Genomic DNA, 25,787 nt, shown 5'->3' with positions numbered 1-25,787 from the left:
GGCAACCTCCGCGCACGCGGGAATCCCATGACGGCCAGCGGCCGGCATTACCGCGTACCGGCCCCCACATCATCGATGTCCCGATGCAGGATGCGCCGCACTTCCAGCACCGCCTGCGGGGTCTCCTGCACGCTGTGGCCGGAAATGATCACCTTCTCGGACAATGCACCCGGCAGGTGCGCACTCCAGTACGGCACCAGCCCGTCATCGGATTTGTCCACCGGCAGTTCCGGTTTGCGCTGGGCGATGATCGAGTGGTACTTCAGGCCCGCTTCGATCGGCAGCTGTGCGGCGGCCTTCACGAACGGATCGCTGGCCTTGAGGTTGTCGATGCTGTTCGGAATCTTCGGCTTGGCCGTGCCATCGACCTGCTGTTCGGCCTGCGCCAGTGCCAGGAACACATCCTCGAATTTGCCGAGGATGGTCAGCGGCAGGCGTACCAGGCGACCGATCAGGCGCCCGACCTTGTTGCCGGCAATGTCGGTGCCCTGGTGCGGCGCGGCGATGAAGATCGCACGCTCCACGTTCGGCTGCGCCTTGAAATGCAGCAGCGGCCCCAGCTTGTTCTGCACCCGCTTCAGGCGCTCGCCCTTCAGGTCGTAGTTGGCCAGCAGGTCATTCCACAGTACGTCGCCCGAGTCACTGACCAGCAGGCGCGCCAGCACGCCGCCCATGCTGTGGCCGATGTAGACCATGTCCTTCGATGCACGCGTGCTGCCGTTGGGATCGAAGTGCTTCAGCGTGTCGTTGAACGCATTGGCGATCTCGTAGCGGTTCAACGCGATCGGCGCATTGGTCGGGTAGTACACCTGCCACACCTGGAACTGCTGGCGCAGCTCGGGGTCGCCCATGATCTCGTTGGCCAGGTTCACCCAGGCTTCCGGGCTGCTGGCCAGGCCGTGCAGCATGAAGATAATGCGACGATTCGGGTCCCACGGCTGCATCAGGTAGATGTGCGGTTCGCCGATGCCCTCGCTCATGCCGAACAGGGTGCGCAGCGATTGCCGGGCGAAACCGCTCTGCGCCAGCCACAGGCCATAGGCGGCGGTGAAGTTGCCGGCAAGCGGCACCTGCTCGCCATGCAGGGTGATGCGCTCGGTGGCTTCGGGCGAATAAGCGTCCAGCTCGACCCGGCGCGTACGCATCACATCGTCCAGGTTGCTGCCCTCGAAGCGCAGCAGTGCGGTGACGTTAATCGAGGACATCTCGCTGAACTCGGGCACCGAATCGTCATGGCGATGACGGCGGCCACGGCGTGCGTCGTCCTCATCCTCCTGCGGCGCCTCGGCCTTGGGGCCCTCGGGTGCGATCACCGGTGCAACCAGCTTCGGCGGGTCCATCACCATCACCAGCTCGGCACCGAAGCCATCGCGGCGATAGGTACTGCGCAGGCCGACGAAGCTGACCGTGCCGGCCGGCACCAGCTGCGCGGGAATGCTCTTCAGGTTCAGCTGCTGGTAGTTGGAGGCCAGCGACCAGCTGCCGACCGTGAGCGGCTTCGTGTAATCCTCGCCGGCCAGCGCAGCGGCGCGTGCGCGCACGAACAGCACCACTGCCGCCTTCTCGGCCGCGTAGTTGTAGTAGTCGCGCACCTGCGTCTGGCGGTCCTCGAAGGCACGGTCGGACGGTGAGCGGCCGCTGTAGAACAGGTAGGCATAGGCATAGCGCGCCGCTTCCAGCCAGGCATCCAATGCCGCATCGCTCATCGGCGGATCGCCGGCAGCCGTCTTCTTCGGCGTCATCGCCAGCGCGGCCTTCACCCACAGTTCGGACAGCGCAGACAACCGCTGCTCGACATTGAGGTCGTCGGTCATCAGCAGCGTGCTGCGGCAGACCAGGAAGTCCTTTTCGCACTGCGACTCGTCCAGGCCTGCCGCGCTGAGCGTTTCGCGCGCGGCCGGGCTGAGCTTGCCCGTGTTGAGCACGTCGGCACGCTTGTTGACCAGCGAATCGCTGGACTTGACCTGCTTGACGGTAACCATCGCGCAACCGCTGCTACCCAGCAGCAGGAAGGCAGCGAACAACACCGGCAGCAGGCGCTGCCAGCGGCGTGGGAGGAATCGGGTCATTACTGCGGGTCCTGCTCGGTGCCGGGCACGCCCTGGCGGATTACGGTGGAGAAGTGGTCGCCGCTGCCCAGGTCCAGCGCACGCTGGGTGATGCGGCCCTTGTCATGCAGCTCGGCGTACGGCACACCTGGAGCGAGCGCGCCGACCTCCTGCGCGTACTCGGCCAGGTAACCGGACAGCAGCAGGCGGTAATCCAGCGGCAGACGCGGTGCGATGTGCCGGGCCAGGTCGAAGACGATGGTGGTGCAGTTGCTGGTCAGCGTGTTGTAGAAGCCGGGCTTGGCATCCAGTTCGCGGGCCTGCGCGATGTACGCAGCGAACAGTTCCTTCAGCTGTGCGCGGTTCATGCCATGCAGGCGGTAGAGATAGACGTCCTCGCCGCGCGCGTTGGTGCGGGTGCGGATGATGTCGGTCTCCTCCGAAGCTACCAGGGTCATCTCGAACTTGCGGAAGAAGCCACCCAGCGCCGAGAACGATTCACCGCGCTCCTTGCGGATCTCCAGCGAGAACACCACGTGGCGGCCGTCCTCGAAACCAAACGAGATCAGGGTGTGGGCGATGGCCGGGCCCATCCAGTACGACAGCACCAGATCGGCAGAGCGCAACTGGTCCAGGTCGTACTCGCGGCGCACCCAGCGGGCGTCGTAGTCGGTTTCGCTGCGCCAGGTGAAATCACGCACGTTGTCCAGCACGACATGGCGGCCATCGAAAGACACCACGTGCAGGCGCTGGGCCACGTCATCGGCCCACACGCGGTCCTGGCGCGGGGTCAGCAGCAGCCACCACAGGCCGGCCAGCGCCAGCGATGCCCCGAACGCCAGGCCCAGGCGGCACGAGGCACGGCCCCGCGCGACCCGCCACGACGCCCACAGCGCTACCAGCAGCCACAGCCCGGCGACGCCGGTGGCCAGCCAGCCCGGCCCCGGCAACTGATAGGCCAGCAGCCCGGTCACCCACAGCGCCAGCAGCGCCGTGGCACTTCCTGTCATCCATCGTCCTGCGGCTTTCACTGGCATCCTGTCGCGGTCCTGAAGCCGCATAGTTAGCCACAAGCGGGTTCACCGTGGCATCTACGGCCCGTTCAGGCACACCGGCGCACCGTCTGCGGCGGCCCCCGCGGCCAGACGGATCACACAGGAGCAATGATGGGCATCACTTCCGTGGCCGGCGTTCCGGTCCAACCCCAGCACCGCGCAACCTGCCACTGCGGCACCGTCGAGCTGCTGCTGGACCTGCCGGACGGCATCGTCGATCCCCGCCGCTGCGACTGCTCGATGTGCCGGCGCCGGGGTGCCATCGCCGCCAGCGTCCCCCGCCAGGGCCTGCAGGTGCTGCGCGGGCAGAACCACCTGCAGATGTACCAGTTCAACACCCATGTGGCCGAGCACTACTTCTGTGGCGTGTGCGGCATCTACACCCATCACCGGCGCCGCTCCAACCCCGACCAGTACGGCTACAACGTGGCCTGCCTGGAAGGCATCGACCCGTTCGCGTTGGGGGTGATCCCGGTCAGCGATGGGGTCAACCACCCATCAGACCGCACCGGCTAGTGGCGCGTGCGCCGTGGCGGCGTGGCCACCTTCTGCCAGGGCGCCATGCCGCTGCGCCCCGCCCGCGCCGGGCGTTTCAGCCAGGGCCGGCGCGGCGGTGCCGGTGGCGCATCCGCGGCCGGGGGAGGAAGCGGTCGACGGCCAGGCCAGAGATGATCGAGCAGCCACATGGCAGGTCTCCGTGGGGGACGGGGACGACCAAGGCTAGGCCCGGGTGGGCATAGGCAGCGTGAGCGGGACACGACAACGGGATGACGGCGAAGGCGGGCGATGAGCCTGCTACGCAGTACGCCCGACCAACGCGTCTTTACGTTTCCGCAGCAACAGGTGCAACAACGCAGCACATGCGGCGGTCAGCAGCGCCAGTACACGCAGCAGTGTTGCCAGCGCCTCACTACTGGCATGCTGAAGCTGCATGCGACTCATCGCCGGTAGCAGTGCCTGCGCCTGTTCCCGCGCCCCCGTGGCCAGATAGGCACCGGCACGGGCCAGCGATGCCGGCGACGCGCCCTGCAGCTGATGGCCGATCAGCAGCGCAAGCAAGGCAGTGACTGCGGCCAATGCGATGCCCTCACCGGCTACACGCACGGTCCCGAAGATGCCGGCGGCCATGCCCGCACGCTGTACCGGCACCACGCTCACCGACAGCCCATCCATCAGCCCCCATGGCAAGGCCGTCCCTGCACCGACCAGCATCAGCCACGGCACCCACTGCGAAGGCGACGGCTGCGATGCATGGCGCGACAACAGGTACAGACCAGAGGCACAGACCAGCAGTCCCAGCGTGCACAGCCGCGCACTTCCAACGCGCTCCGCCCAGCGCGCAACCAGCATCGGCAGCACCAGCATCGGCGCGGACAGGGCCAGCATCTGCAGCCCCACCAGGGTCGCGCTCTGTCCGTGCACTCCCAGCAGCTGCAGAGGCAATACCACCAGCAGCACCACGTAGCCGAAGCAGGTCGCCACCGGCAGCAGCTGGACACCGAGGAACGCCGGTTGCGAGAACAACGAGAGGTCCAGCAGGGGTGAGCGGTGCAGTCGTTCGATGCAGATGAACGCTGCGCCCAGCAGCAGCGTCGCCAACAGCACCAGTTGCACGCGCACGGTATGCAGGCCGAACTCGCCCAGCCACAGCAGGGCCAGGGTCAACGCTGCCAGCATCAGGCTGAAGCCCAGCATGCCGCCGACATCCAGCCGCCCGCGTTCACCGTGGCTTTCGGGCAACACGCGCGCGCCCAGTACGAAGGCGGCCAATGTCAGCACGCCGCCGACGGCGAACACACTGCGCCATCCCAATGCCTGCAGCAGCAGACCCGCAAGCAGCGGCCCCAGCGCCAACCCCGCACCAAATGTGGCGCCCAGCAGAGCGAAGACACGGCCACGCATCGGCCCCTGCCAGGCATGCGCGAGCGCAGCCGTGCCCGATGCCAACGCCGCTGCGGCGGCAACGCCCTGCAACCCACGCGCCAGATCCAGCGAGGGTAGCGTGGGAGCAAGGCAGACGGCGATCGTGGCAATGGTGAAGCCTGCTGTGCCCAGCAGGAACAACCGCCGCCGGCCATAGCGGTCGGCCAGGCCACCGGCAGCGAGCAGCAGGCTGCCGAAGGTGAGCATGAAGGCGTTGGTCACCCAGGCCAGCACGCTCGGCGACGACGCCACGGAACGGGCCAGCGCGGGCACCGCGACCGCACCGGCCGAGAAGGACAACGGCAACGCCAGTGCGGCCAGGCAGACGGCAAGCAGGGTCCAGCGCTGCTGCGTCTGGACAGGTACAGGGAGCATCGAAACCGGGGCCATGCGGGCCTCCAACCATCAGGGGCATTGATGATGGACGGGCCGCTATCCCTGAAAAACAGGCCCGATGGACGTTGATTGCGTCCCACTGTTCCGTAATCATGCCCCGCATGGACTCCATTTCTGCCCTGCTCGCCTTCGTCCGCACCGCGGAGGCTGGCAGCATCGTCGGCGCTGCGCGTGTACTTGGCCTGTCCGCGTCGGCGGTCGGCAAGCGCATCGCCCGTCTTGAACAGGAGCTCGGCACCCGCCTGTTCCAACGCACCACCCGCCGCGTGCATCTCACCGACGAAGGCGAACTGCTGCTGCAGCGCTGCCGGCGTGCACTGGACGAGCTTTCCGAAGCACAGGCGGACCTGGCGCAGCGACAGCACGCCCCCAGCGGGCTGCTGCGCATCGGCCTGCCCACCATCGGGTACCGCTTCCTGCTGCCGGTGCTGCCCGGCTTCCAGCAACGCTATCCGCAGGTGCAGCTGGAACTGGACTTCAACGACCGCATCGTCGATGTGGTCAGCGAAGGCCTGGACGCGGTGATACGCAGTGGTGAACTGGCCGATTCCAGCCTGACCGCACGGCGACTGGGCGGCTTTCGTTTCATCCTCTGTGCGGCGCCGGGCTATCTGCAGGTGCATGGAACGCCCGGCGATGTGGGCGAGCTGCGCCTGCATACCGCGCTGCGCTTCCGTTACCCCACCACCGGAAAGCTGCATCCGTGGCAGCTGCCGGGCATCGAAGGCGATGCGGGGGCACGCCTTCCCACGGCGATGACCTGCAACAACATGGAGGCCGTGCTGGCCGCTGCGATCGGTTGCATGGGCGTGGCCTGGATGCCTGACTTCCTCGCTGCTGACGCGCTGGCCGATGGCCGCCTGCAACGGGTGCTGCCTGCACTGCCCACGCACCAGGGGCAGTTCTCGCTGCTATGGCCCGGTGGGCGCCATCCCAGTGCACGCCTGCGGGTGTTCATCGACTACGCCGTTGCGCATCTGTTCCAGCGCGCCCCGGAAAAGGGGACGGAGGGGATTAAGTCGTTTCAGGCACAGTAGGACCGATTACGACTTAATCCCCTCCGTCCCCTTTTTCGTTCAGCGACTGAAGCGGCGCGCGCCGGCGACGCAGATCACCGCGACCACGGTCACCAGCACCATGCAGAGGCTGACCGATTCGTGCAGCAGCAGCGCGGCCAGGGCCAGGCCGAAGAACGGTTGCAGCAACTGCAACTGGCCGACGGCGGCGATGCCGCCCTGCGCCAGCCCGCGGTACCAGAACAGGAAGCCGATCAGCATGCTGAACACTGCCACATAGCCCAGCGCCCACCACGCCGAGGCACCAACCGCAGTGAACGAGGCCGGGCGCATCAGCACCGTCAGCGGCAGCATCACCGGCAAGGCCAGCAGTAACGCCCAACTGATCACCTGCCAACCGCCGAGATGACGGGCCAGCCGACCACCTTCGGCATAGCCCAGCCCGCACACCACGATCGCCGCCAGCATCAGCAGATCGGCCTGCAACGATGCCTCGATGCCGTTGCGCACCGCATAGCCGACCACGCAGGCACTGCCCAGCAACGAAAACAGCCAGAACGCCGGGCGCGGCCGATCGCCACCGCGCAGCACGCCGAACACCGCAGTGCTCAACGGCAACAGGCCGAGAAACACGATGGTGTGCGCCGACGATGCGTGGCGCAGCGCGAGTGCGGTCAACAACGGAAAGCCGACTACCACCCCGAGGCTGACCACTGCCAGGCCTGGCAGGTCACTGCGCCGCGGCCACGGCTGGCGCAGCAGAAGGAGCAGGCCGAGGCCGAGCACGGCGGCAATGGTCGCGCGTGCAGCGGTGACGAATCCGGCGTCCAGCTGCAGAACCGCCAGGCGGGTGGCCGGCAGGGAGCCGGCGAAGATCACCACACCGATGAAGCCATTGATCCAACCACTCGCCGACCGTTCCACGCCTGTACTCCTGAAGGTGCCGGACGATGCCCGGCTGGACCTGCATGGAAGCATCCGGCGCGGGAAGACCCCAGCTACAATCCAGTACAGTCGCAAGTAACTGTACTGCCCACACTTCCACTACGGTTCCACCATGCCGCGCCCCCTTACCCGCATCGAATCGGTCATCCAGACCGTCCGCACCCGGATCAGTGCACGGGTCGATGGCCCCGGCTCCCGCCTGCCCTCGGTACGCGCGCAGGCGGCGGCGATGGGCGTGTCGGTCTCCACCGTGGTCGAGGCCTACGAACGCCTTGCCGCCGAGGGGCTGATCAGCGCCCGGGCCGGCTCCGGCTTCTACGTCAGTGGCCCGGCCGCACCGCTGGCGCTGGCCGAACTGGAGCCACGGCTGGATCGCGCGGTGGATCCGCTGTGGGTATCACGGCAATCGCTGGAAACGCCCGCGGGCGACCTCAAGCCAGGGTGCGGCTGGATGCCCAGTGACTGGCTGTATCACGATGGCGTGCGCCGCGGCCTGCGCCGGCTGGCGCGTGCCGATGCCATGCAACTGGTGGACTACGCCGGCCCGCTCGGGCTGCCCGCGTTGCGCCAGCTGCTGCAAAGGCGCAGCGCCACGCTTGGCATCGATGCACCGGTGGAGCAGATCCTGCTGACCGAATCCGGTACGCACGCGGTCGATCTGCTCTGCCGTTTCCTGCTCAAGTCCGGCGACTGCGTGCTGGTCGACGACCCGAGCTACTTCAATTACCACGCGCTGCTGAAGGCGCACCAGGTGCAGGCCATCGGCGTGCCGTACACGCACAGCGGCCCGGACCTGGAGGCGTTCGCGCAGGCCCTGCAGGCACATTCGCCGCGGCTGTACATCACCAATTCCGGATTGCACAACCCGACCGGCGCGGTGCTTTCCGCGAGCACCGCACACCGCCTGCTGGGCCTGGCCGAACGCAGCGAACTGATCATCATCGAGGATGACATCTTCGCCGACTTCGAACTGCAGCCGGCACCGCGGCTGGCCGCGCTCGATGGACTGTCACGGGTGATCCACGTCGGCAGTTTCTCCAAGACGCTGTCGGCAGCGTCGCGCTGCGGCTACATCGCCGCGCGCCACGACTGGATAGAGGCATTGACCGACCTGAAGCTGGCGACCAGCTTCGGCGGTGGCCATCTGGCCGCGCAGTTGATGCACATCGCGCTGACCGACAGCGGTTACCGCCGCCACATGCAGTCGATACGTTCGCGGCTGGCCGATGCACGCCGGCACACACTGCGGAAACTGCAGACGCTGGGTATCACGCCGTGGCTGCAGCCGGAAGCCGGCCTGTTCCTGTGGTGCCAGCTGCCCGATGGCCGCGACGCCGCCGCACTGGCGCGGCAATGCCTGCGCGAAGGCATCGTGCTGGCGCCGGGCAATGCCTTCAGCCAATCGCAGCGCGCGGCCGACTATGTGCGTTTCAACGTTTCGCAGTGCCAGGACCCGAGGATCTGGCAGGTGCTGGCGCGCGCGCTGCGTTGAGCTGGTAATGCGCGACCAGCGCATCCACCACCACGCGGACGCCCGGCAACTGGCCGCGACGGTGCGGCAGCAACACGCTGGTGGTGACTTCGCCGGCATGCCACGCTGGCAGCACCTGCTGCAGGCGGCCGTCGGCGATGGCCGCAGCACACAGGCTGTGTGGCAGCACGGTGATGCCAAGACCCGCTTCTGCCGCCGCGATCAGCAGCTGCGATTCATTGCCGACCAGCGCCACCTGCGGCTCCACCTGCACGGTGTGGGCGTCGGCGCCGTGCAGCGTCCAGCGCGTTGCATGGCGCGCGGTCAGCAGGCCTGCATGCGCGCGTAGCTGTTCGGGCGTGTCCACTGCCGGCGCGGCTGCCAGATAACCAGGGGACGCCACCAGCACGATGCGTTCGCTACCGAGCATGCGCTGCACCAACCCGGAATCCGGCAGCGGACCGAAGTGGCTGCGCAGGGCGATGTCGATGCCTTCCTGCGCCAGATCGATGAAACGATCACTCACTTCAACTTCGATGCGCAGCCGTGGATAGCGGCGGGCCAGTGCAGGCAAGCACGCGGCGAGCTCGCCCTGCACCACCGGAATCGAAGCGCTGATCCGCACGGTGCCGCTGGGTTCGGCCTGGCGGTCGCGGACGATGGCCTCGGCGGCCTCAACCTCGGACAGCGCCGCGCGTGCACGCTCGAAGAACTCCTGACCGACCTCGGTCAATGCGAAGCGGCGCGAACTGCGCTGCAGCAGCCGCACCTGGAGCTGTTCTTCCAGCAGCGCCACGCGCTTGCTCAGGGTCGAGCGCGGCAGGCCCAGATGGCGCCCGCCTGCAGCGAACCCGCCCTGCTCCACCGCGGTCACGAACAGGGCCAGATCGTTGAGGTTGAGCATGGACAACGTCCACAGATGTGGACTTCAGGATGCCATTCGAACGGCTTCCGGGGCAATGTCCACGCAGGCACGCTTCCCTCACCCGCCGCATCGCGGCTTGAACCGGAAATCTGCCATGACCCCGATCCTCTTCTACGGCGTGCCCTCGGGCTGCTCGTTCGGCTCCATCGTCGCCCTGGAATGGCTGCGCCAGCCGTATCACCTGTGCCGCATCGACATGCCCGGCCAGGTGCAGGGCGAGGACTACCGCCGCCTCAATCCACTGGGCGAAACCCCGACGCTGCGAACCGCGCAGGGCGAGCTGCTCAGCGAAAGCCTGGCCATCCTCAACCACCTGGCCGCGCTGGGTATCGCGCAGGGACTGGGCTTCGCACAGGGCACCTCCGGCTTCGATCGCCTCAACCATCGGCTGGCCTATCTCAACACCAGTTTCTTCAGTGCCTACGCGCCGCTCTGGCACGCACTGGAGCATGCGCAAGGCGATGACGGCGAGGCGCTGCGTGCCTATGGCACCACCAAGGTGCGCCACGCCCACCAGGCGCTGGAGCAGATGATCGGCACGGGCCCGTGGCTGCTGGGCGAACAGCGCAGCTTTGCCGATGCCTACTACGCCGGCATCGCGCGCTGGAATGACTATCACCAGGTGGTCGATCGTCGCGAGTTTCCCAGGGTGCAGCAGCTGTTCGAGCGCCTGCAGGACGACGCCGGCGTGCAGTTCGCCCACGCCATCGAAGCGCAGCAGCCGGCAACCAGCAGCGGTGGCTTCCTCGGCGAGTTGCGGCTGGAAGACGTGCTTGAGGCCACAGCGGCCTGAGCCCTGTCCTGCCCGTGTGGCAGCGGCGCGCAATGCCTCTTGCGCGCCGCGCTACAGTGGTATGTCCCCCGCCGCAGGAATCCGCGCATGTCCACGTTCTCCGACCCGCAGGCGGTGGCCCGTTATGCCGAAGCGCCGCTGCGCCAAGTGCCCGGCTTCCTCGCCTTGCAGCAGATGAGCCGCCTGCTGCTGGCCGAACGCGTTCCCGCGCAGGGCCGTGTGCTGGTGCTGGGCGCCGGTGGCGGGCTGGAGCTGAAGGCTTTTGCCGAGGCGCAGCCGGGCTGGCAGCTGCTGGGCGTGGATCCGGCCGCGCCGATGCTGGCTCTGGCCGAGCAGACACTGGGTCCGCTGATGCCGCGCGTGCAGCTGCTGGAAGGCTACATCGACGATGCGCCCGCTCTGCGCTTCGATGGGGCCAGCTGCCTGCTGACCCTGCACTTCCTCGATGCCGGGCAGCGCCTGCACACGTTGCGCGAGCTGCACCGGCGCCTGCAGCCCGGCGCGCCGCTGGTTGTGGCCCACCACAGCGTGCCGCAGGAACCGGCCGGCAAGCTGCGCTGGTTGCAGCGCTACGCAGCGTTCGCCGAAGCCTCGGGCGTTGCCCACGCCGATGCACAGCGCGCGATCGAGGCCATCGCCGAGCGGCTGCCGCTGCTGGCCCCCGAACAGGAAGTGGCGCTGCTGCAGGAGGCCGGCTTCGACGGCGTGGAGCTGTTCTACGCAGGCTTCAGCTTCAAGGGCTGGGTGGCGTACGCCGGGTGATGCCGATGCGCTGCATCAACAGCGCCACCTGCTGCACGTCCAGCGTGGCACCACGCAGGTTGGTGCTGCGCAGGTCCAGCTCACCCAGCTCCGAGTTGGTCAGGTCGCAGTCGGTGAAGTTGGCGCTGTTCCAGTCGATGCCCTCGAACTGGCCGCCGGACAGGTCCGAGCCGGCGAAGCTGGCGCCACTCACATTCGCGCCATCCCATCGGTTTTCCCACAGCTCGCACTTTTCCAGCGTTACCCGCGAAAAATTGGCATAGCGCAGGTTCGACTTCTTGATGAACGCGCTGCAGAACCGGCTGCGCGTGGTGATCTGGTTCATGAAGCTGGCGTTGCTGAAATCCGCGCCCTGCGCACGGCACTCGCTGATCTCCAGGCCCAGCGCCTTGATGAAATTGAAATGGCACATGCTGATATCGCAGCTGCGGAAACTGGCTTCCTTCAGCGTGGCGCCATTGAAGCGGCAGCCGGCGCGGCTGTCGGCATCGTAGAAACTGCAGTTGATGAACTCGGTGCCGGTCAGGTCCGCACCGGAGAAATCGCACTCGTGGAACTGCTGGTCGACCACTTTCTGGCCGGTGTACTGGTCCGCGCCGATGCGCAGCTTGCGGTGAACGGTGGGAGACATCAGGGATTCCATGCCAAGTGCCCCGCCATGATGCCGGGCCGCGAGGCCGATCCATAGACCCCGGGGCGGACGGGTTCACCGGCAGTCCAGCCGCCCTGCGCCCTCCCGAGCAATGCGTGTTGTTGCACGATTATGCACGAACGTGCAGACTTGCGGCATGAGCGCCGACCCCAGCCCCCTACCCGCCCAGCGCACCCGGCAGATCCTCGAGGAGCTGCGCCAGCAGGGCCGCGTGGTCGCCGCCGAACTGGCGCGCCGTTATGCCGTCTCCGAAGATTCGATCCGCCGCGACCTGCGCGAGCTCGCCGCCCAGGGCCTGTGCCAGCGCGTCTACGGCGGCGCCGTGCTGCCGCCGCCCAAGGAACGGCCGCTGCGCGAGCGCCTGACCCGCGACCGCGGCGACAAGGCCGAGCTGGCCGCCCGCGTCTGCGCGCTGCTGCAACCCGGCCAGGTGGTACTGCTCGATGCCGGTTCGACCAATCTGGCGATCGCCCAGCAGCTGCCGGCCGCTCTCGGGCTGACGGTGATCACCAACGCCCCGCAGATCGCCACCGCCGCCACCATGCTCGAAGGCACTTCAGTGCAGCTGATCGGCGGGCGCCTGGCCAGCGGTGGCGGTGCGGTCGGTGCCGAGGCGTTGGCCCAGGTGCAGCGCCTGCGTGCCGACGTGTACCTGCCCGGCCCCTGCGCGGTGGACGGCGACACCGGCGTGTGGGCAATGGATGCGGAAGAAGCCACGCTGAAGCGCGCGATGGTGGCCTGCAGCAGCCGCGTCATCGTCGCCGCCACCACTGAAAAGCTCGGTGCCCGCGGCAACTGGCAGATCGCCAGCCTGGACGAGATCGACGACCTGGTGCTGACCACCACCGCACCGCCCGCCTTGGCGGCTCGCTTCCACGCCGCCGGTATCGCGGTGCACCCCACGCCTCCCTGACCGTACCGCTCATGTCCCTTGCCAACCGCGCGCGTGCCGAACAGCACGCGACCCGCGCTGCGTTCTTCATTCCCGGCTTCGCCACCGCGTTGTGGGCCACCCTGGTGCCATTCGCCAAAGCGCGCACCGGGATCAATGACGCCACGCTGGGGCTGGTGCTGCTCTGCCTCGGTGCCGGCTCGCTGCTGGCGATGCCCTTGTCCGGCGTGCTGGCCGCACGCCTCGGTTGCCGCCGGGTGATGGTGGCCAGCAGCCTGCTGATCTTCCTGACCGTGCCCGGCCTGGCCCTGGCGGGTTCGGCCTGGACGCTGGGCGTGGTGCTGTTCGTGTTCGGTGCGGCCGTGGGTGCGATGGACTGCACGATGAACGTGCAGGCCGTCATCGTCGAGCGCGAAGCACGGCGGGTGATGATGTCTGGCTTCCATGCCTTCTTCAGCATCGGCGGCTTCCTCGGCGCGGCCACCATGACCGTGCTGCTGTCCGCACAGTTGCCGCCCTTGGCATCGGTGCTGATCGGTGTCGGCACCATGCTGCTGGTGATGCTGTTGTCGGCGACCTACTGGCACAGCGAACGCATGCCGCACGACACACCGATGCTGGCCCTGCCGCATGGCATTGTGCTGTTCATCGGCGTGCTGGCGTTCGTCGCCTTCCTCGGCGAAGGTGCGATGCTCGACTGGAGCGCGGTGTTCCTCAGCGATGTACGTCGCGTCGATGCCAGCCTCGCCGGCGTCGGCTATGTGACCTTCACCCTGACCATGACGGTCGCGCGCCTGTTCGGCGATGCACTGGTGGCACGCGTGGGCCGACAGCGCGCGATCGTGTTCGGCGCGCTGCTCGCCGGTGCCGGCGTGCTGGTGCTGACCCTGGTCACGCCGTGGCAGGCATCATTGGCGGGCTATGTGCTGGTCGGCCTCGGTTGCGCCAACATCGCGCCGGCGCTGTTCTCGCTGGCCGGCCACCAGACCCGCATGCCCGGCGCGCTGGCCATCACCGCCGTTTCCACGCTGGGCTTTGCCGGCATCCTTGCCGGACCGGCGTTGATCGGCTTTGCCGCCAATCATTTCGGTCTGATTGCTGCGTTCATCGGTGTGGCCACGGCCTTGTTGCTGGTGGCCGTGTCCACCCGTTGGCTGCGGGTTTAGTCCAAGGCATCAGCGCCGCCTGCGCCGCAGCTTCATCCGCAACCGGCGGTAGCCGATCACCGTGGCCGTTGCACACAACGCAGCGCCAGCCAGGCTCAGCAGCAGCAACACCGCCAGCCGGGCGGTGACCTGACGCAGCATCGCCGGCAGGTCCCAGCTGTGCAGGAAGTGGAACAGCCAGCGACCCACGCGCTCGCGACGCCCCATCGTCAGCAACGGGTCGCCAGTGGCCAGATCGAGGTAGACCCGCGTCGCCTCGGCATCGCCGAAATCAGCCAGCGCCACCGGGAAGCGGCGTACCGCTGCGCCGTTCATGGCTTCCGGTGCACGCGGGTAGAAGTACGCATCCGCTGCGAGCTGGACCCAGTACCCCTGCACGGGCGCATCGGACAACGCCCGCACCTTCTGCTGCAGCCATGCGGCCGGCAGCAACCGCGCAACCTGCAGATGACCATCACTGCCGGACACAATGCGGGTCTCGCCCTGCCCGTCCAGCAACACCGCGAACAGCTCACCATCGATGCGTCGCCACTGGATCTCCACCGGCTTGAAGCGCGCGTCGTCGACGGCCGCCAGCAGCGCCGCCGGTTCACCCAGCGCGCCATCCACCGCTACCGCGCCGCCACGATAGCGTCCGCTGTCGATCGCTTCGCGCGTACTGCTGAAGACGCCCAACGGGTTCATCGACATCAGCCCGCTGAAGATCCAGCTGAACACGAAAGCCGCAGCCACCAGCCCGATCAGATGGTGCCAGCGCATCCATGGTTCGACGTATGGCGTCTTCGCACCCGAACGGTAGTGCCCACGGAAACGCCAGCGCCACACACCCACCACGATGCCGCTGATCGCCGCCACCGTGCACAGCGCGGACAGCACGATCACCACCCACGTCCACACCGGGTCCACCGACTGCATGCGCAGGAAGTACAACCAGTGCAGCCAGGCGCCCACATAGTTCCAGCGCTGCTGCACATGCGGTGCGTCCTGCACCACTTCGCCGGTGTGTGAGGACACATACACATCCCCTGGCTGCGCGCCGCCCACTTCAACCCGGTACAGCGGCCGATGCGCATCCAGCGCACGCGAATGCGTCCAGCGGTCCTCGTCCACGCGTGTCGCGCCGACGAAGGCTTGGCCGCCCGCGAACTGTGCGGCGGATGCTTCGGCTCTCTGTGCCGACACCGGCAGCAGCGCCTGGCCGGTCACGGCAGACCAGGCGCCCACGTTGCTGCCATTGCGCACCACGTACGCAGGCTCGCCACGCAGCGTCGTCAGCGCCACAACCTCCGGCTCGGCCTGCACCACGGCAGGCAGTACCGACAGCCCCTGCAGATCGCGAGCATCCCCCAGCACCGGCAACGCCGCCAGCCGCTCACCGGGTGTCAGCTTCGGGTAACCAATGAACAGCATCACCATGCCGCTGACAAACCACAGCAACATCAGCAGGCATCCGCCGATGCCCAGCCAGCGGTGCACCAGATAGGTCCAGCGCTTGGCGGTCGATCGCAACGTCATCGCCAGCCTCCTCAGAAGCGATGATCGACGGTGAATTCGACGCGCCGGTCCGCACCCAGCAGCCACTGCGTGCTGGTGTAGTACGCGGTGGCGTAGTACGCCTTGTCGAACACGTTGAACAGCCGCGCCGACAGCCGCGTGCGCGGTGCCGCCTGCCAGGTCAGTGCCAGGTCGGTGGTGCTGTAGCCGGGCAGCTCCAAGGTGTTGGCGTTGTCGGCGTAGCGCTTGCCGACGTAACGCACGCCACCCGCCGCACTCCAGTCCGGTGCGAACTGCCAGCTCAGCCACACATTGGCCAGGCGCTCGGCCACGTTCGGTGGCACATTGCCATCACGCGACACCAGCACCGCCGGCGAACCGGTGGTTTCCAAGAAGTCCTCGAACTCGGCCTTCAGCACCGTGGCGTTGGCATCGAGCGACCAGTGCGGCGCGAAGTTCCAGTTCAAGGAGGCTTCAACGCCACGCGAGGTCTGTGCGCCCACCTGCACGCGGCGATCCGGCACCAGCGGATCGCGGCTGAGCAGCCCGGTCTTGCGGATGCGGTACGCCGCCAGCGTCCACTCGCCGCCATCGAAGGCCTGCTTCAGGCCCAACTCGATCTGCCGGCCCTTGGCCAGGTCGAAGGCCCCGTTGGCCGGGCTGATCATCAACAGGCCACTCACCGGGTCCGCCGCCTGCGAGTACTGCGCATACAGGTTCAACGTCGGCTGCAGCGCGAATACCGCACCTCCGCGCCAGCCGGTGCTGCGGTAGGTCTTCGAGAACGCGTTCTGGCCGCTGATCAGATCGGTACAATCAATGCGCGCGCGGTCGTGGCGCAGCCCACCCAGCACCGACCAGCGCTCGCTCAGCGCCAAGCGGTCTTCCACGAACAGCGCGTACTGCTCGGCACGATTACGGTAGCGCGGCAGGTTCGGCGCGTCGCTGGTGAACTGGCCCGGCACCGGATCGAACGGATCGACCGGGCCCGAGCTGCCGGCATAGGTGTTGTTGGTGTGCTTGAAGTGCGCGCGGTTGGCATCGAGGCCCACGGCGAAGCTGTTGGCCAGGCCCGCAATGTTCCCCTGTACCCTCAGCGTCGAGGTCAACCCGGTCTGGTCCTGGTCGTGGGTGATCTCGGTATTGCCTGAGCGATCGATCAAGCCGGTAGCGCGGTTGTAGACGTAGGCTTCGGCATTGCGCCAATCGCGCTGGCTGTCGATCTGGTAGAGGCGCGTGCGCCATTCGACGCTTGCGTTCGGCGTCCACAGCGCATCGAGCTGGGTCCAGCGGTCGCGGTAGCGGATGTCACTGTCTTCCACGTTGTAGTTGCGGTGGCGCAGCGCCTCCAGCTGGCGGCCATCCACCAGTGGCGTGCCGAAGTAGCGCATCGGTTGCTGATAGCCTTGCGCATGGGTGAGCGACAGCTGCAGATCCGCACGTGGCTGCCACAGCAGTGCGCCGGAGAAGGTGGCATCACTGCTGCGCCCGCGATCAACCCAGCCACCGCTGTAGTTGCCGCTCACGTCCAGCCGGTAGGCCAGCTCCGGCGCCAGCGCGCCGCCACTGCCGAAGCCCAGACGTGCGGTGTCCTCGCTGCCCACGGTCACGCTGATCTCGTTCTCGATGGCACCGCGCGTCGGCTTCTTCGGCACGATGTTGATGACCCCGCCAATGGCACCATCGCCATGGATGACCGAGGCCGGACCGCGCAGCACTTCGATGCGCTCGATGGACCAGGTATCGAACGGAAAGGTGATGCCCACGCCACCATACTGGCGCAGCCCGTCATACAGGCGCATCACGGAAGCGCCATCGGTGAAGCCACGGCTGGACAGCGCACTCAGGCCGTTGCCCGGGTGCGGCATCGCACTGATCGCACCGGCGCGGCTGATCGCATCATTGAGGTTGGTGTCGCCGCGCTGTTCCAGTTGCTCGCGCGAAATCACCGTCAGGCTGGCCGGTGTCTGCAGCACGCTCAGGCCCAACGCAGAGCCTGCGCTGGAGGTGGAAGACAGCTCGCCGCTGCGGGTATCGACCACGCGCACGGTATCCAGCGTGGTCGGTGGTGCCGCATCGGCGGCAAGTACAGAGGCGGTGTGCAGGAGCAACGCGCACATGGCAGGCAGCGTCGCCCGGCGCAGGCGCGCGGAGTTGGGGTTCGTTTTCATCTGTTCACGGCATGCAAGGCCCCCCTGCAATGGCAGGGCAGCAATCAGAAAGGGACAGACACGCGCGTGCGGGCACCGGCCGTGGCCGGCAACCTCATGAAAAAAGATCAATGCACCGCGCGTGTGGCTCAGGCAGCCATCAAGGCCGGCGGCCCACGCGCTCCCAATGTGCCGCTGATCCGTTGCGGCAACGCCCGCACCGCACCGCGCAGCGCGCGGCATACGGGCGCCATCGGCGCCAGCAGCAGCAATGCCGCCACCAGCAGGGTGATCAGCCGCGCGGCGATCAGGCAGTAATCGCAATCCACGCCCATCTCATGGTCGGCATGTGGATCGGCGGGCGGCTTCTTCGCGACCTCGCCCTGCTGCATCGCCATCGCGTGGTGGCCGTGATGGCCCTCCATCGCATGCTGCGCATGCTGGGAATGCTCCATCGCCGCCATCGGCACAGCCACTGCACCGTGACCCTGCGCCAGCCAGCGGCTCACCAGCGGGGCGAGCAGCACCAGCAGCATGGCAAGCCAAGCCAGGGCCTGGAACCGGCGGTGGAGGACAGAATGACGCACCCGGCCATTCTACGGGCCTGTGCCCAACCTTGGACCCCGTTCAGGGTTGCCCTGCCGCCGGTGCGACGTTATGACGCAGCCTCCAGCGCAGGGGATCGTCCACTGCCTGAGGGGGACGGAAGGCAGCCTGGCCGGCCCCTTCCGTCCCCGCACAGGATGACTAGAACCGCGCAGGCTGCTGCACCGCGCGCTCCAGGAACATGACACCCGCCTGCAGGCTGTTGCGGGCGTTCTCCAACCAGCGCTCCGGATCGGCTACCGCGAATCGCTCCTGTGCATCCACATCACCCGAGTCGGCCAGATCAGCCAGCTGCAGATGGATGTGGTTCTCCACCAGGCTCACCAGCACGGCGAGCTCGGCCGATAAACCGGCGATGCGTTCGGTGAAGCCAGCGTCGTTGCTGTTCAGAGACATGTCCCCTGTTCCTATGCGTTGCGGTGTTGATGGATGGCTTCGAAACGCTCGGCACAGGCAGGCCCACAGAACAGCCTTGCCGGATCGTTGTCGAAGTCTTCGCTGCAGTCCGGGTTGTGGCATTCCCCCATGGGAGTGAGAGGGGCAACGTTGCTGGCCCGCGTTGCGTGCTGGGCCAGGGCGCGTTGCAGGTGGCGCGCTTCCATTTCCTGCGCTTCGTCGATGGTGTCCGTCATGCGGGTTGTATTTTATCGAGGGGTGGTCGCACCGATTGAGAACGTCGCAACGACCGTCAACGACGCGGATTCCGCGGCGGATCGGCGTTCGTGGTTGCAGTGGATTTCAAACATGCAGGCTCCTTGTGCACGGGCGCCCGAAGGCGCGGTGGAGAGAAACGAAGGGCCGTCGCTGACGGCGATCGCATCATCCGAAAACCGGTTCTCGCCAACTGCGACGCATCGGCGCGACCACGGCGATCTGCGAACGCCATCGCAGATCCAACGCGTACTGGATGGCCTGAGCGCGCCCGGGGATGCAAGGTACTGGAAGGTGTTGCAAATGAAGCCACGATCCGACACCATGACCGTGCCACCACCTCCCATCACATCCTGATCGCACTGCATCGGTCGGCCGCTGCGTGACCTGCGCACGCCAGAAACTGCACAGCACGTTGGCCGCCATCGGCCGCCGTGGACCGATCCACGTTCCCAGGGGCTCCGTCGAATGCACACACCGCATCCCACGCAGGACATCGTGCCCGCGTTCCTGCAGGCCATGCACGCGCACGGCATCGTGCCGGACGCGCGCGGCCGCGACGCGCTCAATGCCGATGGCACACTGGTTCGCTTCCATGTGGAAGGCGACCGTCGTGGCACGCGCAACGGGTGGGCCGTGTTGTTTGGAGACCATGTGCCGGCCGGCGAGTTCGGCAGCTGGCGGACCGGCACCCGCCATGCCTGGTGCGCGAAATCGCCGACCGCGTTGAGTGCGGCCGAGCAGCGCGCCATCCGGCAACGCCAGGAAGCGGCCCGCAGCGAGCGCGAACGGCATCAGCGCGAGCGCGAGGACGCTGCCGCCAAGGCCGCCAACGTGCTGTGGAACCGTGCCATTCCCGCCGACGTTCAGCACCCCTATCTGGTACGCAAGGGCATCCACGCACATGGCCTGCGCGTGGCGCCGTGGCCGGTGCGCAACAGCGATGGCCTGGTCTTCCGCCATATCGACAATGCCCTGCTGGTGCCGGTGATGAACAGCGCGGGCCGTATCGTCTCGTTGCAAGCGATCTTTCCCCGCGTGGATCCAGCACTAGGCCGCGACAAGGACTTCCTTTCCGGTGGCCGCAAGCAGGGCTGCTTCCATGTCATCGGCAAGCCGGCCCCTGGCCAACCGATCGCCATTGCAGAGGGCTATGCCACCGCCGGATCCATCCACCAGGCCACGGGCTGGTGCGTGGTGGTGGCCTGGGATGCAGGCAACCTTGGCGCGGTCGCCCGGGCCTGGCGCGGCGCCATGCCGGACGCATCGTTCGTGCTGTGCGCCGACAACGATCAATGGACGCGGCAGCCGCTGGACAACCCGGGCGTCACCCTGGCCACGCAGGCTGCCGCGGACATCGATGCCCGCGTGGCCTGGCCCGAATTCGCCGCGCTGCATGGCGACGATGACCGTCCTACCGACTTCAACGACCTGCATCTGCGTGAAGGGCTGGACGCCGTGCGTACCCAGCTGTTGCCTCCCGCACCGCCCGCAGCAGGCGACGACGTGGCGGGGGACGATGCGCCGTCATCGGCAAGCGCGCGCTACCAGGTGCCTGGCAACCTGTCCGCATTCGATGCCTTCACCCCGTTTCCCGACACCAGCGCGCGCGGGCGGCCGTTGCCAACGGCCCGCAACCTGGCCGAGCTGTGCCGTCGTACCGGTGTGACCGTGCGCTACAACGTCATCCGCAAGGATCTGGAGATTCTGGTCCCTGGGCTGCACACGACCGTGGACAACGCCAAGGAAGTCGCGGCGGGCGAAGTGATGGATTGCATGCACCGCGCCGGCATGGCCACCGCCAGCTTCGAGACCAACCTGTGCCAGGTGGCCGAAGCCAATCCCTACAACCCGGTCGCCAGCTGGATCACCTCACGGCCGTGGGATGGCCAGTCCCGCCTGCAGGCGTTCTTCGATACCGTGCAGGAAGCCAAGCCCACGCACATGGCCGACGGCCGCGTGCTGAAGGAAGTCCTGATGCGGCGCTGGCTGATCTCCGGCGTGGCTGCGGCGTTTGAGCCCGATGGCGTGGTCGCGCGCGGCGTGCTGACGTTCGTTTCGAAACAGAACCTGGGCAAGACACGCTGGGCGCGGCAGCTGGCGCCGGTAGAGCTGCAACTGATCGCCGATGGGGTGGTGCTGGATCCGGCCAACAAGGACAGCGTCAAGCAGGTCATCTCCAGATGGATCGTCGAGCTGGGCGAAGTCGATGCCACCTTCCGCCGTACCGATATCGCGGCACTGAAATCATTCATCTCGCGGAGCCATGACGAGATCCGTCGCCCCTACGCGCGCACCGAATCCCGCTATGCGCGGCGCACCATCTTGTTTGCCAGTGTCAACGACGAACGCTTCCTCCGCGATGCCACCGGCAACACCCGCTGGTGGACCGTGCACGCCGTGGCGCTGGGCGAACCGGCGCGGATCGACATGCAGCAGGTCTGGGCTGAGGCCCATGCGTTGTACTGCAGTGGCGAGACCTGGCACTTGAGTGCCGAGGAACTGGATGCGCTGAATGCAACCAACAGCGAACACGAACCCATCTCGCCGATCGCCGAACTGATCGATCGTCATTTCGACTGGTCGCTCCCTGCCGAGCACTGGAGCGCGCACTACCGCGCCACCGAGATCGTCATCGCGGTGGGCATCGACAGGCCCAACCGTCGCGAGGTGAACGAGGCCGCCGCCTACGTGGTGAAGCGGCATGGTGTGCGCACCCGCGTGGTGGGCAAGGAGCGCGCCAAGGTCTGGCTGATGCCACAGCGCAAACGCAGTCTGGCCGAGCACGCGGCAGGGCCGTTCTAGATGCCGCGCCTCCATGATGGTCGCGACGTTGACAGCAGCAGCGGCGACTGGCGCCTGCACTGCGAAGCACGTCGCCTGCTGCAACTGGACGGCTACCGGCGCGTGGGCACCGACGGGCGCTGGACGGTGGTCAGTCCGCGCCGGCACCGCCAACAGTATCTCGAGGGTGTCCTGGCCGCACGCGGCCCGGTTGAGCGTGAGCGTCTGGCAGCAGCGGCATTACGGCTGTGGGCCGCCAGCCCGCCCGGCCGGCCACGTCGAGACGACAGTAGATGAAAGGTGTTGACTGAGATCATCTACAGAGGCAAGATGCCTGTATCGGCCCGCCACCTTCCAGGAGCGCTTCCGCCATGCCACATCCCCGACTGCATGCCTTCGAAGGTGAGCAGCTGACCGTGCAGCAGATCCACCAGCGGGTACCGGTGCTGTCCGAGCGGACCATCCGCGACCACCTTGCTGCCGGCCGGCGTACCCGCACCGCCATGCTGTGCTTTGACCCGATCGCCGCGGCGGCCCGGGGTGGTCGCATTACCCAGCGCATCCTCCGCGCCCGCAGCCTCGCCGGTCGCGATTCCTGATCCTCCGGCACCTGCCGCATTTCTCCAGGAGTAGATTCCGCATGATTCCCGCCTCCCCCGACAGCGGTCATCGCATGATTGCCGACACACTGGCCGCGTTCCGTGCCGGCCCTGCACTGGGCAGCATCGCCCTGCGGCCGGCGCCGCGCGCGCGTGTACCGCTCTACATCGGCATCGCCGGCAGCAAGCGCTCGGGCAAGGACACACTCGCCAATGGGCTGGCATCGGCGTTGGCGCTGCCACGCGACAGCTTCGCGGCCCCACTGCGCCAGTTCGTCGCCTCCCTCCTCGGGCTCTCCCTGCATGAACTGGACCGCCGCAAGGAGGACGCCATCGATTGGCTGGCCGAACTCACCCCGCGCCACCTGATGCAGACCGCCGGTACCGAATGGGGGCGTGACCGCGTCCATCCCGAACTGTGGGTACGCTCGCTGTTCGCACGCCTGCCCGAGGGCGGGCTGGTACCCGACGTCCGCTTCGCCAATGAGGCACGTGCGATCCGCCGCCGCGGTGGTGTCGTGATCCGCGTCAACCGCCCGGGCCATTGCAGCAATGACCTTCATGCCAGCGAGCAACCGCTGCCGCATGAACTGGTCGACATCGAAGTCGACAACGACGGCACCCCGGCCGATCTGGTCCGCAGATCACTGGACCAGCTGCTGTCGCGCGGCCTGATCTGAGCCGGAACCGGGGTCGGCTGTGCGGCCCCGTCCGCTGAACCCACCGCAGGCCACGACCCATCATCGGCGAAAATGATGTAAGGTCATCCCCCATCACCGACGACACCTGTCGTCACCCTGCATCCCCAACCCATTTCGCAAAGAGGAAACGCCATGGAGGTCGAACAGTTCACGTCGACGCGCCTGAAGGCCATCGAGTTGTTCAAGTCCCAGCCCAAGGGCAGCAAGGACAACGTGAGCCTGGATGCGATCTTCATCTCGCTGTGCACGCTGGCCACTGCCCAGACCGATGCTGGCAGCAGCCGGCAGGCGCGCACCGTGGCCCGCCCGGGCAACCAGCAGCCGCCCGCGCCATGGTTCGTCGAAACCCTCGCCGCCCTGAAGGGCAAGGGCGAGTCGATCACCGTGGCGCGCTTCCTGATGTTCGCCAACCGCTTCCCGGTCAAGCGCATGGACCAGGTCAACGCGGCACGCTGGCTGCGCGACGCCGGGTACATCCCCCGCAAGACCGGCGGCAACCTGGTATTCGATCTTTGATCCAGCGCCTCCTGCAGTCCTGAAGCCCCGGCATCGTCCGGGGCTTTTTCGTTTCCGGCCAGTACACGGCGCATGAGGCCATGCGGCGGGGGCCGTCCTCACCCTGTACCTGCCCCATCCCCTTGATCTGCCTCCGTTCCTGCCAGGTGAGGACAACGAGTACGGATGTACAGGAAAACATCAGCGGCCAGTGCAAGCGGATACGGCGCACTGCAAGCAGGCGGGGCGTGCTCCTCACCCGTCCTCGCGCAGGACTGAACGTCTTCAGTGCACCGATATAAAAGTAGATGAAAGGTGTTGACTGAGCAGGCGGGATGGCAACAGTGGAGATCAATGCCACTGAAGACATCCTCCATGAACGCCCTGCCCGACAGTATCCAGACCCTGGCCGAGGTCATCGGCGAATCCGCAGCCCTCACGCTGGTGCGTGCGTGGCCGCCGACCACCTCCAGCACCACCGGCCGTCACCGCGTCATCGTCTACGTCCCCTCCACCCTGCCCGACCAGCATCGGCTGATCGACATCCTTGGCCACGACGCCGCCCGGCGGCTGGTCGCGCACTTCGGCGGCGAACTGTTGTTCCTGGCATCCTGCTTCGCTGCCGGCGCGCACGAACGCCGCGAGCAGATTGCCCGCGCGGTCGCCAGCGGCATGCCACGCGACCATGTTGCGCGTGAGTTCGGCGTCTCACAGACCACCATCAAGCGCGCCCTGCGCGGTGCGCGCACCGCGTTGCCACCGGCTGTCCACCCGGCCCTGCTCAAGGGATACGCACGCGCATGAACGAGAGCGACCTGCTGGCCGGCGTGCCGGATTGGGCCAAGTACCTGGGCGGGACCTCGGGCGTGCTGATCGCGGTGTCGCTGTGGCTGCGCCAGTGGTTGTCGTCGGCCAAGGTCGACCGCACCGCCGATGAAGCCACCAGCAACACCCTGCGCACCCTGCAGGAACAGCTCGCGGCCGAACGTACACGCGCTGATGGGCTGATGCACGAGCGCGAGGCAATGGCCCAGGAGATCGGGCAGCTGCGCGGTGAAGTCAGCGCCCTGCGTGCACAGATCGCCCAGCAGAGCGTACAGATAGATGCTCTGTTGAACCTGGTGCGCAAGCAGCCGGGGGCCGCCGCATGACCGCCGCTGCAGCCAGCGCCCTCGGTGGCACCAACGTCGCCTCATTCCTGGACATGCTGGCGGTGTCCGAAGGCACCGACATTCCGAACCAGCGCTCACGTGACCGCGGCTACGACGTCATCGTCGGTGGCCAGCTGTTCACCGACTACCGCGACCATCCCCGCGTGCTGGTGTCGTTGCCACGCTATGGCATCAAATCCAGCGCCGCCGGCCGCTACCAGTTCCTGCGCAGCACCTGGGATGACCTGCGCGCGCGACTGGGCCTTCCTGACTTCGGGCCAGTCTCCCAGGACCGCGCAGCAGTCGCCCTGCTGAAACAGTGCGGTGCCTACGAGCTGATCCGGCTGGGACGCTTCGATGCCGCCGTCACCGCGGCCCGGCGCATCTGGGCATCGCTGCCGGGCGCCGGCTACGGCCAGAAGGAGCACGCACTGGAAACACTGCGCGCGGCGTACCGTGCCGCCGGCGGAGCCCTGCAGTGACGCCCGGGGCACTGAGGTTGGGCATCGGGCTGCTGGTCCTTGCCGGTAGTCACGCGAGCTGCGCCTGGCTGGGATGGACCCTGCGCGACCGCACTGCGGACCTTGCCGTTGCCACCACCCGGGCAGCGCAGCAGGAGGCCCGCACCGATGCAGTCCAGCGCGCGTACCAGCAGGCCCTCGCCAACAGCGCCGCAGGCGCGCAGGCCGAATCACAGCGCCTGGCCCACCAGGCCCGGCACACCGAACAGTTCAACACCCTGCAACGGGACATCGAAACCCATGCCAAGACTCCTGGTCGTGATCGCGGCGACGCTGACGCTGAGTTCGTGCGCATCTGGCGCGAGGCCAACGCCGGCCACGCCCTGCCGCGCTGATCTCAGCATCGCACCTGCCCAGCTGCTTCCCCCTTCCCGTCTGCCGGACCTGCACGCGGCCAGCGATGACGCGCTGCTGCGCAATCACGTTGCCGTCGCACAGCAGTACCACGCGCTGGCCGACCAGCTGAGTGCGCTGCTGTGCAGCCTCGGCAACCAGCGCGGTATCACCATCAATGGCGCCGCGCCGGCAGCACCCGCCGACTGCGGCAGCAGCGCCACTCCCGCGCACTGAGCCTGCCGGATACGGCCACGC

General features: G+C 67.3%; 28 protein-coding genes. 17 read left to right on the top strand and 11 right to left on the bottom strand.

What is annotated here, in order from left to right:
- Positions 1-47: 47 nt before the first annotated feature.
- Positions 48-2,069 carry an esterase/lipase family protein gene (locus AC5P68_RS13655; protein ID WP_005408362.1) on the bottom strand — a complete coding sequence of 674 codons (2,022 nt, stop codon included), beginning with the start codon at positions 2,067-2,069 and terminating at the stop codon, positions 48-50.
- Positions 2,069-3,058 (bottom strand): Lnb N-terminal periplasmic domain-containing protein, encoded by a 990-nt coding sequence (locus AC5P68_RS13650; RefSeq protein WP_080353463.1) that lies wholly within the window; start codon positions 3,056-3,058, stop codon positions 2,069-2,071. Before AC5P68_RS13650 ends, AC5P68_RS13655 begins: the two co-directional genes overlap by 1 nt.
- A 156-nt stretch (positions 3,059-3,214) precedes the next feature.
- Here AC5P68_RS13650 and AC5P68_RS13645 point away from each other — a divergent pair, with 156 nt between their 5' ends.
- Positions 3,215-3,619, top strand: coding sequence for a GFA family protein (locus AC5P68_RS13645; RefSeq protein ID WP_033834825.1), 405 nt, complete (start codon positions 3,215-3,217; stop codon positions 3,617-3,619).
- Between the two features lie 279 nt (positions 3,620-3,898).
- On the opposite strand, the gene AC5P68_RS13640 is transcribed toward AC5P68_RS13645, so the two are convergent.
- A complete protein-coding gene (locus AC5P68_RS13640; protein ID WP_049433240.1) occupies positions 3,899-5,416 on the bottom strand; it encodes an MFS transporter in 1,518 nt (505 codons plus the stop codon).
- Between the two features lie 107 nt (positions 5,417-5,523).
- On the opposite strand from AC5P68_RS13640, the gene AC5P68_RS13635 reads away from it, so the two are divergent.
- Positions 5,524-6,459 (top strand): LysR family transcriptional regulator, encoded by a 936-nt coding sequence (locus AC5P68_RS13635; RefSeq protein ID WP_414498031.1) that lies wholly within the window; start codon positions 5,524-5,526, stop codon positions 6,457-6,459.
- A gap of 39 nt (positions 6,460-6,498) precedes the next feature.
- Here AC5P68_RS13635 and AC5P68_RS13630 read toward each other — a convergent pair whose 3' ends face one another.
- The gene (locus AC5P68_RS13630; RefSeq protein ID WP_495217040.1) at positions 6,499-7,362 is read right to left on the bottom strand and encodes a DMT family transporter; all 864 of its coding nucleotides are present in this window, start codon (positions 7,360-7,362) and stop codon (positions 6,499-6,501) included.
- A 133-nt stretch (positions 7,363-7,495) separates the two neighbouring features.
- Here AC5P68_RS13630 and AC5P68_RS13625 point away from each other — a divergent pair, with 133 nt between their 5' ends.
- Positions 7,496-8,875, top strand: coding sequence for an aminotransferase-like domain-containing protein (locus tag AC5P68_RS13625; RefSeq protein ID WP_033834822.1), 1,380 nt, complete (start codon positions 7,496-7,498; stop codon positions 8,873-8,875).
- Here AC5P68_RS13625 and AC5P68_RS13620 read toward each other — a convergent pair.
- Positions 8,814-9,758 carry a LysR substrate-binding domain-containing protein gene (locus AC5P68_RS13620; protein ID WP_049433236.1) on the bottom strand — a complete coding sequence of 315 codons (945 nt, stop codon included), beginning with the start codon at positions 9,756-9,758 and terminating at the stop codon, positions 8,814-8,816. The genes AC5P68_RS13625 and AC5P68_RS13620 overlap by 62 nt on opposite strands.
- Before the next feature lie 115 nt (positions 9,759-9,873).
- On the opposite strand from AC5P68_RS13620, the gene AC5P68_RS13615 reads away from it, so the two are divergent.
- Both AC5P68_RS13615 and AC5P68_RS13610 read left to right on the top strand, forming a co-directional pair.
- Positions 9,874-10,572: a glutathione S-transferase family protein gene (locus AC5P68_RS13615; RefSeq protein ID WP_414498032.1), complete on the top strand. Its 699-nt coding sequence runs from the start codon at positions 9,874-9,876 to the stop codon at positions 10,570-10,572.
- A gap of 87 nt (positions 10,573-10,659) precedes the next feature.
- Positions 10,660-11,334, top strand: a complete 675-nt coding sequence (locus AC5P68_RS13610) for a class I SAM-dependent methyltransferase (protein ID WP_049403294.1) — start codon at positions 10,660-10,662, stop codon at positions 11,332-11,334.
- Here AC5P68_RS13610 and smqnr read toward each other — a convergent pair.
- Entirely contained in the window at positions 11,306-11,965 is a 660-nt protein-coding gene (gene smqnr / locus AC5P68_RS13605) for a SmQnr family pentapeptide repeat protein (RefSeq protein ID WP_414498033.1), read from the bottom strand. The two genes, AC5P68_RS13610 and smqnr, sit on opposite strands and share 29 nt — an antisense overlap.
- A 157-nt stretch (positions 11,966-12,122) precedes the next feature.
- On the opposite strand from smqnr, the gene AC5P68_RS13600 reads away from it, so the two are divergent.
- Together AC5P68_RS13600 and AC5P68_RS13595 are read left to right on the top strand one after the other, a co-directional pair.
- Complete coding sequence (locus tag AC5P68_RS13600; RefSeq protein ID WP_414498034.1) at positions 12,123-12,899, top strand: DeoR/GlpR family DNA-binding transcription regulator; 777 nt, start codon at positions 12,123-12,125, stop codon at positions 12,897-12,899.
- An 11-nt stretch (positions 12,900-12,910) separates the two neighbouring features.
- Positions 12,911-14,044, top strand: coding sequence for an MFS transporter (locus tag AC5P68_RS13595; RefSeq protein ID WP_033834816.1), 1,134 nt, complete (start codon positions 12,911-12,913; stop codon positions 14,042-14,044).
- Positions 14,045-14,053: 9 nt separating this feature from the next.
- Here AC5P68_RS13595 and AC5P68_RS13590 read toward each other — a convergent pair whose 3' ends face one another.
- From AC5P68_RS13590 to AC5P68_RS13570, 5 genes are all read right to left on the bottom strand, one after another.
- A complete protein-coding gene (locus tag AC5P68_RS13590; RefSeq protein WP_049453889.1) occupies positions 14,054-15,559 on the bottom strand; it encodes a PepSY domain-containing protein in 1,506 nt (501 codons plus the stop codon).
- 11 nt (positions 15,560-15,570) lie between these two features.
- Positions 15,571-17,709: a TonB-dependent receptor gene (locus AC5P68_RS13585; RefSeq protein ID WP_414498035.1), complete on the bottom strand. Its 2,139-nt coding sequence runs from the start codon at positions 17,707-17,709 to the stop codon at positions 15,571-15,573.
- Between the two features lie 128 nt (positions 17,710-17,837).
- Complete coding sequence (locus AC5P68_RS13580) at positions 17,838-18,224, bottom strand: DUF2946 family protein (protein ID WP_414498036.1); 387 nt, start codon at positions 18,222-18,224, stop codon at positions 17,838-17,840.
- Positions 18,225-18,435: 211 nt separating this feature from the next.
- The gene (locus AC5P68_RS13575; RefSeq protein ID WP_005408345.1) at positions 18,436-18,690 is read right to left on the bottom strand and encodes a hypothetical protein; all 255 of its coding nucleotides are present in this window, start codon (positions 18,688-18,690) and stop codon (positions 18,436-18,438) included.
- Positions 18,691-18,701: 11 nt separating this feature from the next.
- Positions 18,702-18,926 (bottom strand): hypothetical protein, encoded by a 225-nt coding sequence (locus AC5P68_RS13570; RefSeq protein WP_005408344.1) that lies wholly within the window; start codon positions 18,924-18,926, stop codon positions 18,702-18,704.
- Between AC5P68_RS13570 and AC5P68_RS13565 the strand changes: the two genes are divergently transcribed.
- The 10 genes from AC5P68_RS13565 to AC5P68_RS13520 all read left to right on the top strand — a co-directional run bounded on the left by AC5P68_RS13565 (position 18,925) and on the right by AC5P68_RS13520 (position 25,531).
- Positions 18,925-19,302, top strand: a complete 378-nt coding sequence (locus tag AC5P68_RS13565; RefSeq protein WP_141097848.1) for a hypothetical protein — start codon at positions 18,925-18,927, stop codon at positions 19,300-19,302. The genes AC5P68_RS13570 and AC5P68_RS13565 overlap by 2 nt on opposite strands.
- A gap of 111 nt (positions 19,303-19,413) precedes the next feature.
- The gene (locus AC5P68_RS13560) at positions 19,414-21,750 is read left to right on the top strand and encodes a VapE domain-containing protein (RefSeq protein WP_414498037.1); all 2,337 of its coding nucleotides are present in this window, start codon (positions 19,414-19,416) and stop codon (positions 21,748-21,750) included.
- Positions 21,751-22,026 carry a DUF7696 family protein gene (locus AC5P68_RS13555; protein ID WP_462362547.1) on the top strand — a complete coding sequence of 92 codons (276 nt, stop codon included), beginning with the start codon at positions 21,751-21,753 and terminating at the stop codon, positions 22,024-22,026.
- Between the two features lie 74 nt (positions 22,027-22,100).
- Complete coding sequence (locus AC5P68_RS13550) at positions 22,101-22,328, top strand: hypothetical protein (RefSeq protein WP_012510243.1); 228 nt, start codon at positions 22,101-22,103, stop codon at positions 22,326-22,328.
- Positions 22,329-22,369: 41 nt separating this feature from the next.
- A complete protein-coding gene (locus AC5P68_RS13545) occupies positions 22,370-23,008 on the top strand; it encodes a deoxynucleotide monophosphate kinase family protein (RefSeq protein ID WP_106549839.1) in 639 nt (212 codons plus the stop codon).
- A gap of 153 nt (positions 23,009-23,161) precedes the next feature.
- Positions 23,162-23,545 carry a hypothetical protein gene (locus AC5P68_RS13540; protein ID WP_106549838.1) on the top strand — a complete coding sequence of 128 codons (384 nt, stop codon included), beginning with the start codon at positions 23,162-23,164 and terminating at the stop codon, positions 23,543-23,545.
- A 354-nt stretch (positions 23,546-23,899) separates the two neighbouring features.
- Positions 23,900-24,328, top strand: coding sequence for a helix-turn-helix domain-containing protein (locus AC5P68_RS13535; protein ID WP_229302267.1), 429 nt, complete (start codon positions 23,900-23,902; stop codon positions 24,326-24,328).
- Positions 24,325-24,675, top strand: coding sequence for a hypothetical protein (locus tag AC5P68_RS13530; RefSeq protein ID WP_005408337.1), 351 nt, complete (start codon positions 24,325-24,327; stop codon positions 24,673-24,675). Before AC5P68_RS13535 ends, AC5P68_RS13530 begins: the two co-directional genes overlap by 4 nt.
- On the top strand, positions 24,672-25,157 hold the full coding sequence (locus tag AC5P68_RS13525) for a glycoside hydrolase family 24 protein (protein WP_111188195.1): 486 nt from the start codon (positions 24,672-24,674) through the stop codon (positions 25,155-25,157). The genes AC5P68_RS13530 and AC5P68_RS13525 overlap by 4 nt, the downstream gene beginning before the upstream one ends.
- Entirely contained in the window at positions 25,154-25,531 is a 378-nt protein-coding gene (locus AC5P68_RS13520) for a hypothetical protein (RefSeq protein ID WP_111188196.1), read from the top strand. Before AC5P68_RS13525 ends, AC5P68_RS13520 begins: the two co-directional genes overlap by 4 nt.
- Positions 25,532-25,787: the final 256 nt, after the last annotated feature.

It is taken from the genome of Stenotrophomonas sp. YJH_SMC_58 (assembly GCF_059369635.1).
The sequence above is the reverse complement of the archived record's forward strand: the minus strand, read 5'-3'. Positions and strand labels throughout refer to the sequence as shown.

Coding starts and splice junctions, on each gene's coding strand:
- AC5P68_RS13635 (WP_414498031.1), top strand. CDS start 5,524: ATGGACTCCATTTCTGCCCTGCTCGCCTTCGTCCGCACCGCGGAGGCT.
- AC5P68_RS13580 (WP_414498036.1), bottom strand. CDS start 18,224: ATGCTGCTGGTGCTGCTCGCCCCGCTGGTGAGCCGCTGGCTGGCGCAG.
- AC5P68_RS13620 (WP_049433236.1), bottom strand. CDS start 9,758: ATGCTCAACCTCAACGATCTGGCCCTGTTCGTGACCGCGGTGGAGCAG.
- AC5P68_RS13640 (WP_049433240.1), bottom strand. CDS start 5,416: ATGGCCCCGGTTTCGATGCTCCCTGTACCTGTCCAGACGCAGCAGCGC.
- AC5P68_RS13595 (WP_033834816.1), top strand. CDS start 12,911: ATGTCCCTTGCCAACCGCGCGCGTGCCGAACAGCACGCGACCCGCGCT.
- smqnr (WP_414498033.1), bottom strand. CDS start 11,965: ATGTCTCCCACCGTTCACCGCAAGCTGCGCATCGGCGCGGACCAGTAC.
- AC5P68_RS13655 (WP_005408362.1), bottom strand. CDS start 2,069: ATGACCCGATTCCTCCCACGCCGCTGGCAGCGCCTGCTGCCGGTGTTG.
- AC5P68_RS13650 (WP_080353463.1), bottom strand. CDS start 3,058: ATGACAGGAAGTGCCACGGCGCTGCTGGCGCTGTGGGTGACCGGGCTG.
- AC5P68_RS13575 (WP_005408345.1), bottom strand. CDS start 18,690: ATGTCTCTGAACAGCAACGACGCTGGCTTCACCGAACGCATCGCCGGT.
- AC5P68_RS13530 (WP_005408337.1), top strand. CDS start 24,325: ATGAACGAGAGCGACCTGCTGGCCGGCGTGCCGGATTGGGCCAAGTAC.
- AC5P68_RS13590 (WP_049453889.1), bottom strand. CDS start 15,559: ATGACGTTGCGATCGACCGCCAAGCGCTGGACCTATCTGGTGCACCGC.
- AC5P68_RS13585 (WP_414498035.1), bottom strand. CDS start 17,709: ATGAAAACGAACCCCAACTCCGCGCGCCTGCGCCGGGCGACGCTGCCT.
- AC5P68_RS13535 (WP_229302267.1), top strand. CDS start 23,900: ATGAACGCCCTGCCCGACAGTATCCAGACCCTGGCCGAGGTCATCGGC.
- AC5P68_RS13550 (WP_012510243.1), top strand. CDS start 22,101: ATGCCACATCCCCGACTGCATGCCTTCGAAGGTGAGCAGCTGACCGTG.
- AC5P68_RS13545 (WP_106549839.1), top strand. CDS start 22,370: ATGATTCCCGCCTCCCCCGACAGCGGTCATCGCATGATTGCCGACACA.
- AC5P68_RS13540 (WP_106549838.1), top strand. CDS start 23,162: ATGGAGGTCGAACAGTTCACGTCGACGCGCCTGAAGGCCATCGAGTTG.
- AC5P68_RS13600 (WP_414498034.1), top strand. CDS start 12,123: ATGAGCGCCGACCCCAGCCCCCTACCCGCCCAGCGCACCCGGCAGATC.
- AC5P68_RS13565 (WP_141097848.1), top strand. CDS start 18,925: ATGCGGGTTGTATTTTATCGAGGGGTGGTCGCACCGATTGAGAACGTC.
- AC5P68_RS13610 (WP_049403294.1), top strand. CDS start 10,660: ATGTCCACGTTCTCCGACCCGCAGGCGGTGGCCCGTTATGCCGAAGCG.
- AC5P68_RS13625 (WP_033834822.1), top strand. CDS start 7,496: ATGCCGCGCCCCCTTACCCGCATCGAATCGGTCATCCAGACCGTCCGC.
- AC5P68_RS13570 (WP_005408344.1), bottom strand. CDS start 18,926: ATGACGGACACCATCGACGAAGCGCAGGAAATGGAAGCGCGCCACCTG.
- AC5P68_RS13555 (WP_462362547.1), top strand. CDS start 21,751: ATGCCGCGCCTCCATGATGGTCGCGACGTTGACAGCAGCAGCGGCGAC.
- AC5P68_RS13645 (WP_033834825.1), top strand. CDS start 3,215: ATGGGCATCACTTCCGTGGCCGGCGTTCCGGTCCAACCCCAGCACCGC.
- AC5P68_RS13615 (WP_414498032.1), top strand. CDS start 9,874: ATGACCCCGATCCTCTTCTACGGCGTGCCCTCGGGCTGCTCGTTCGGC.
- AC5P68_RS13560 (WP_414498037.1), top strand. CDS start 19,414: ATGCACACACCGCATCCCACGCAGGACATCGTGCCCGCGTTCCTGCAG.
- AC5P68_RS13525 (WP_111188195.1), top strand. CDS start 24,672: ATGACCGCCGCTGCAGCCAGCGCCCTCGGTGGCACCAACGTCGCCTCA.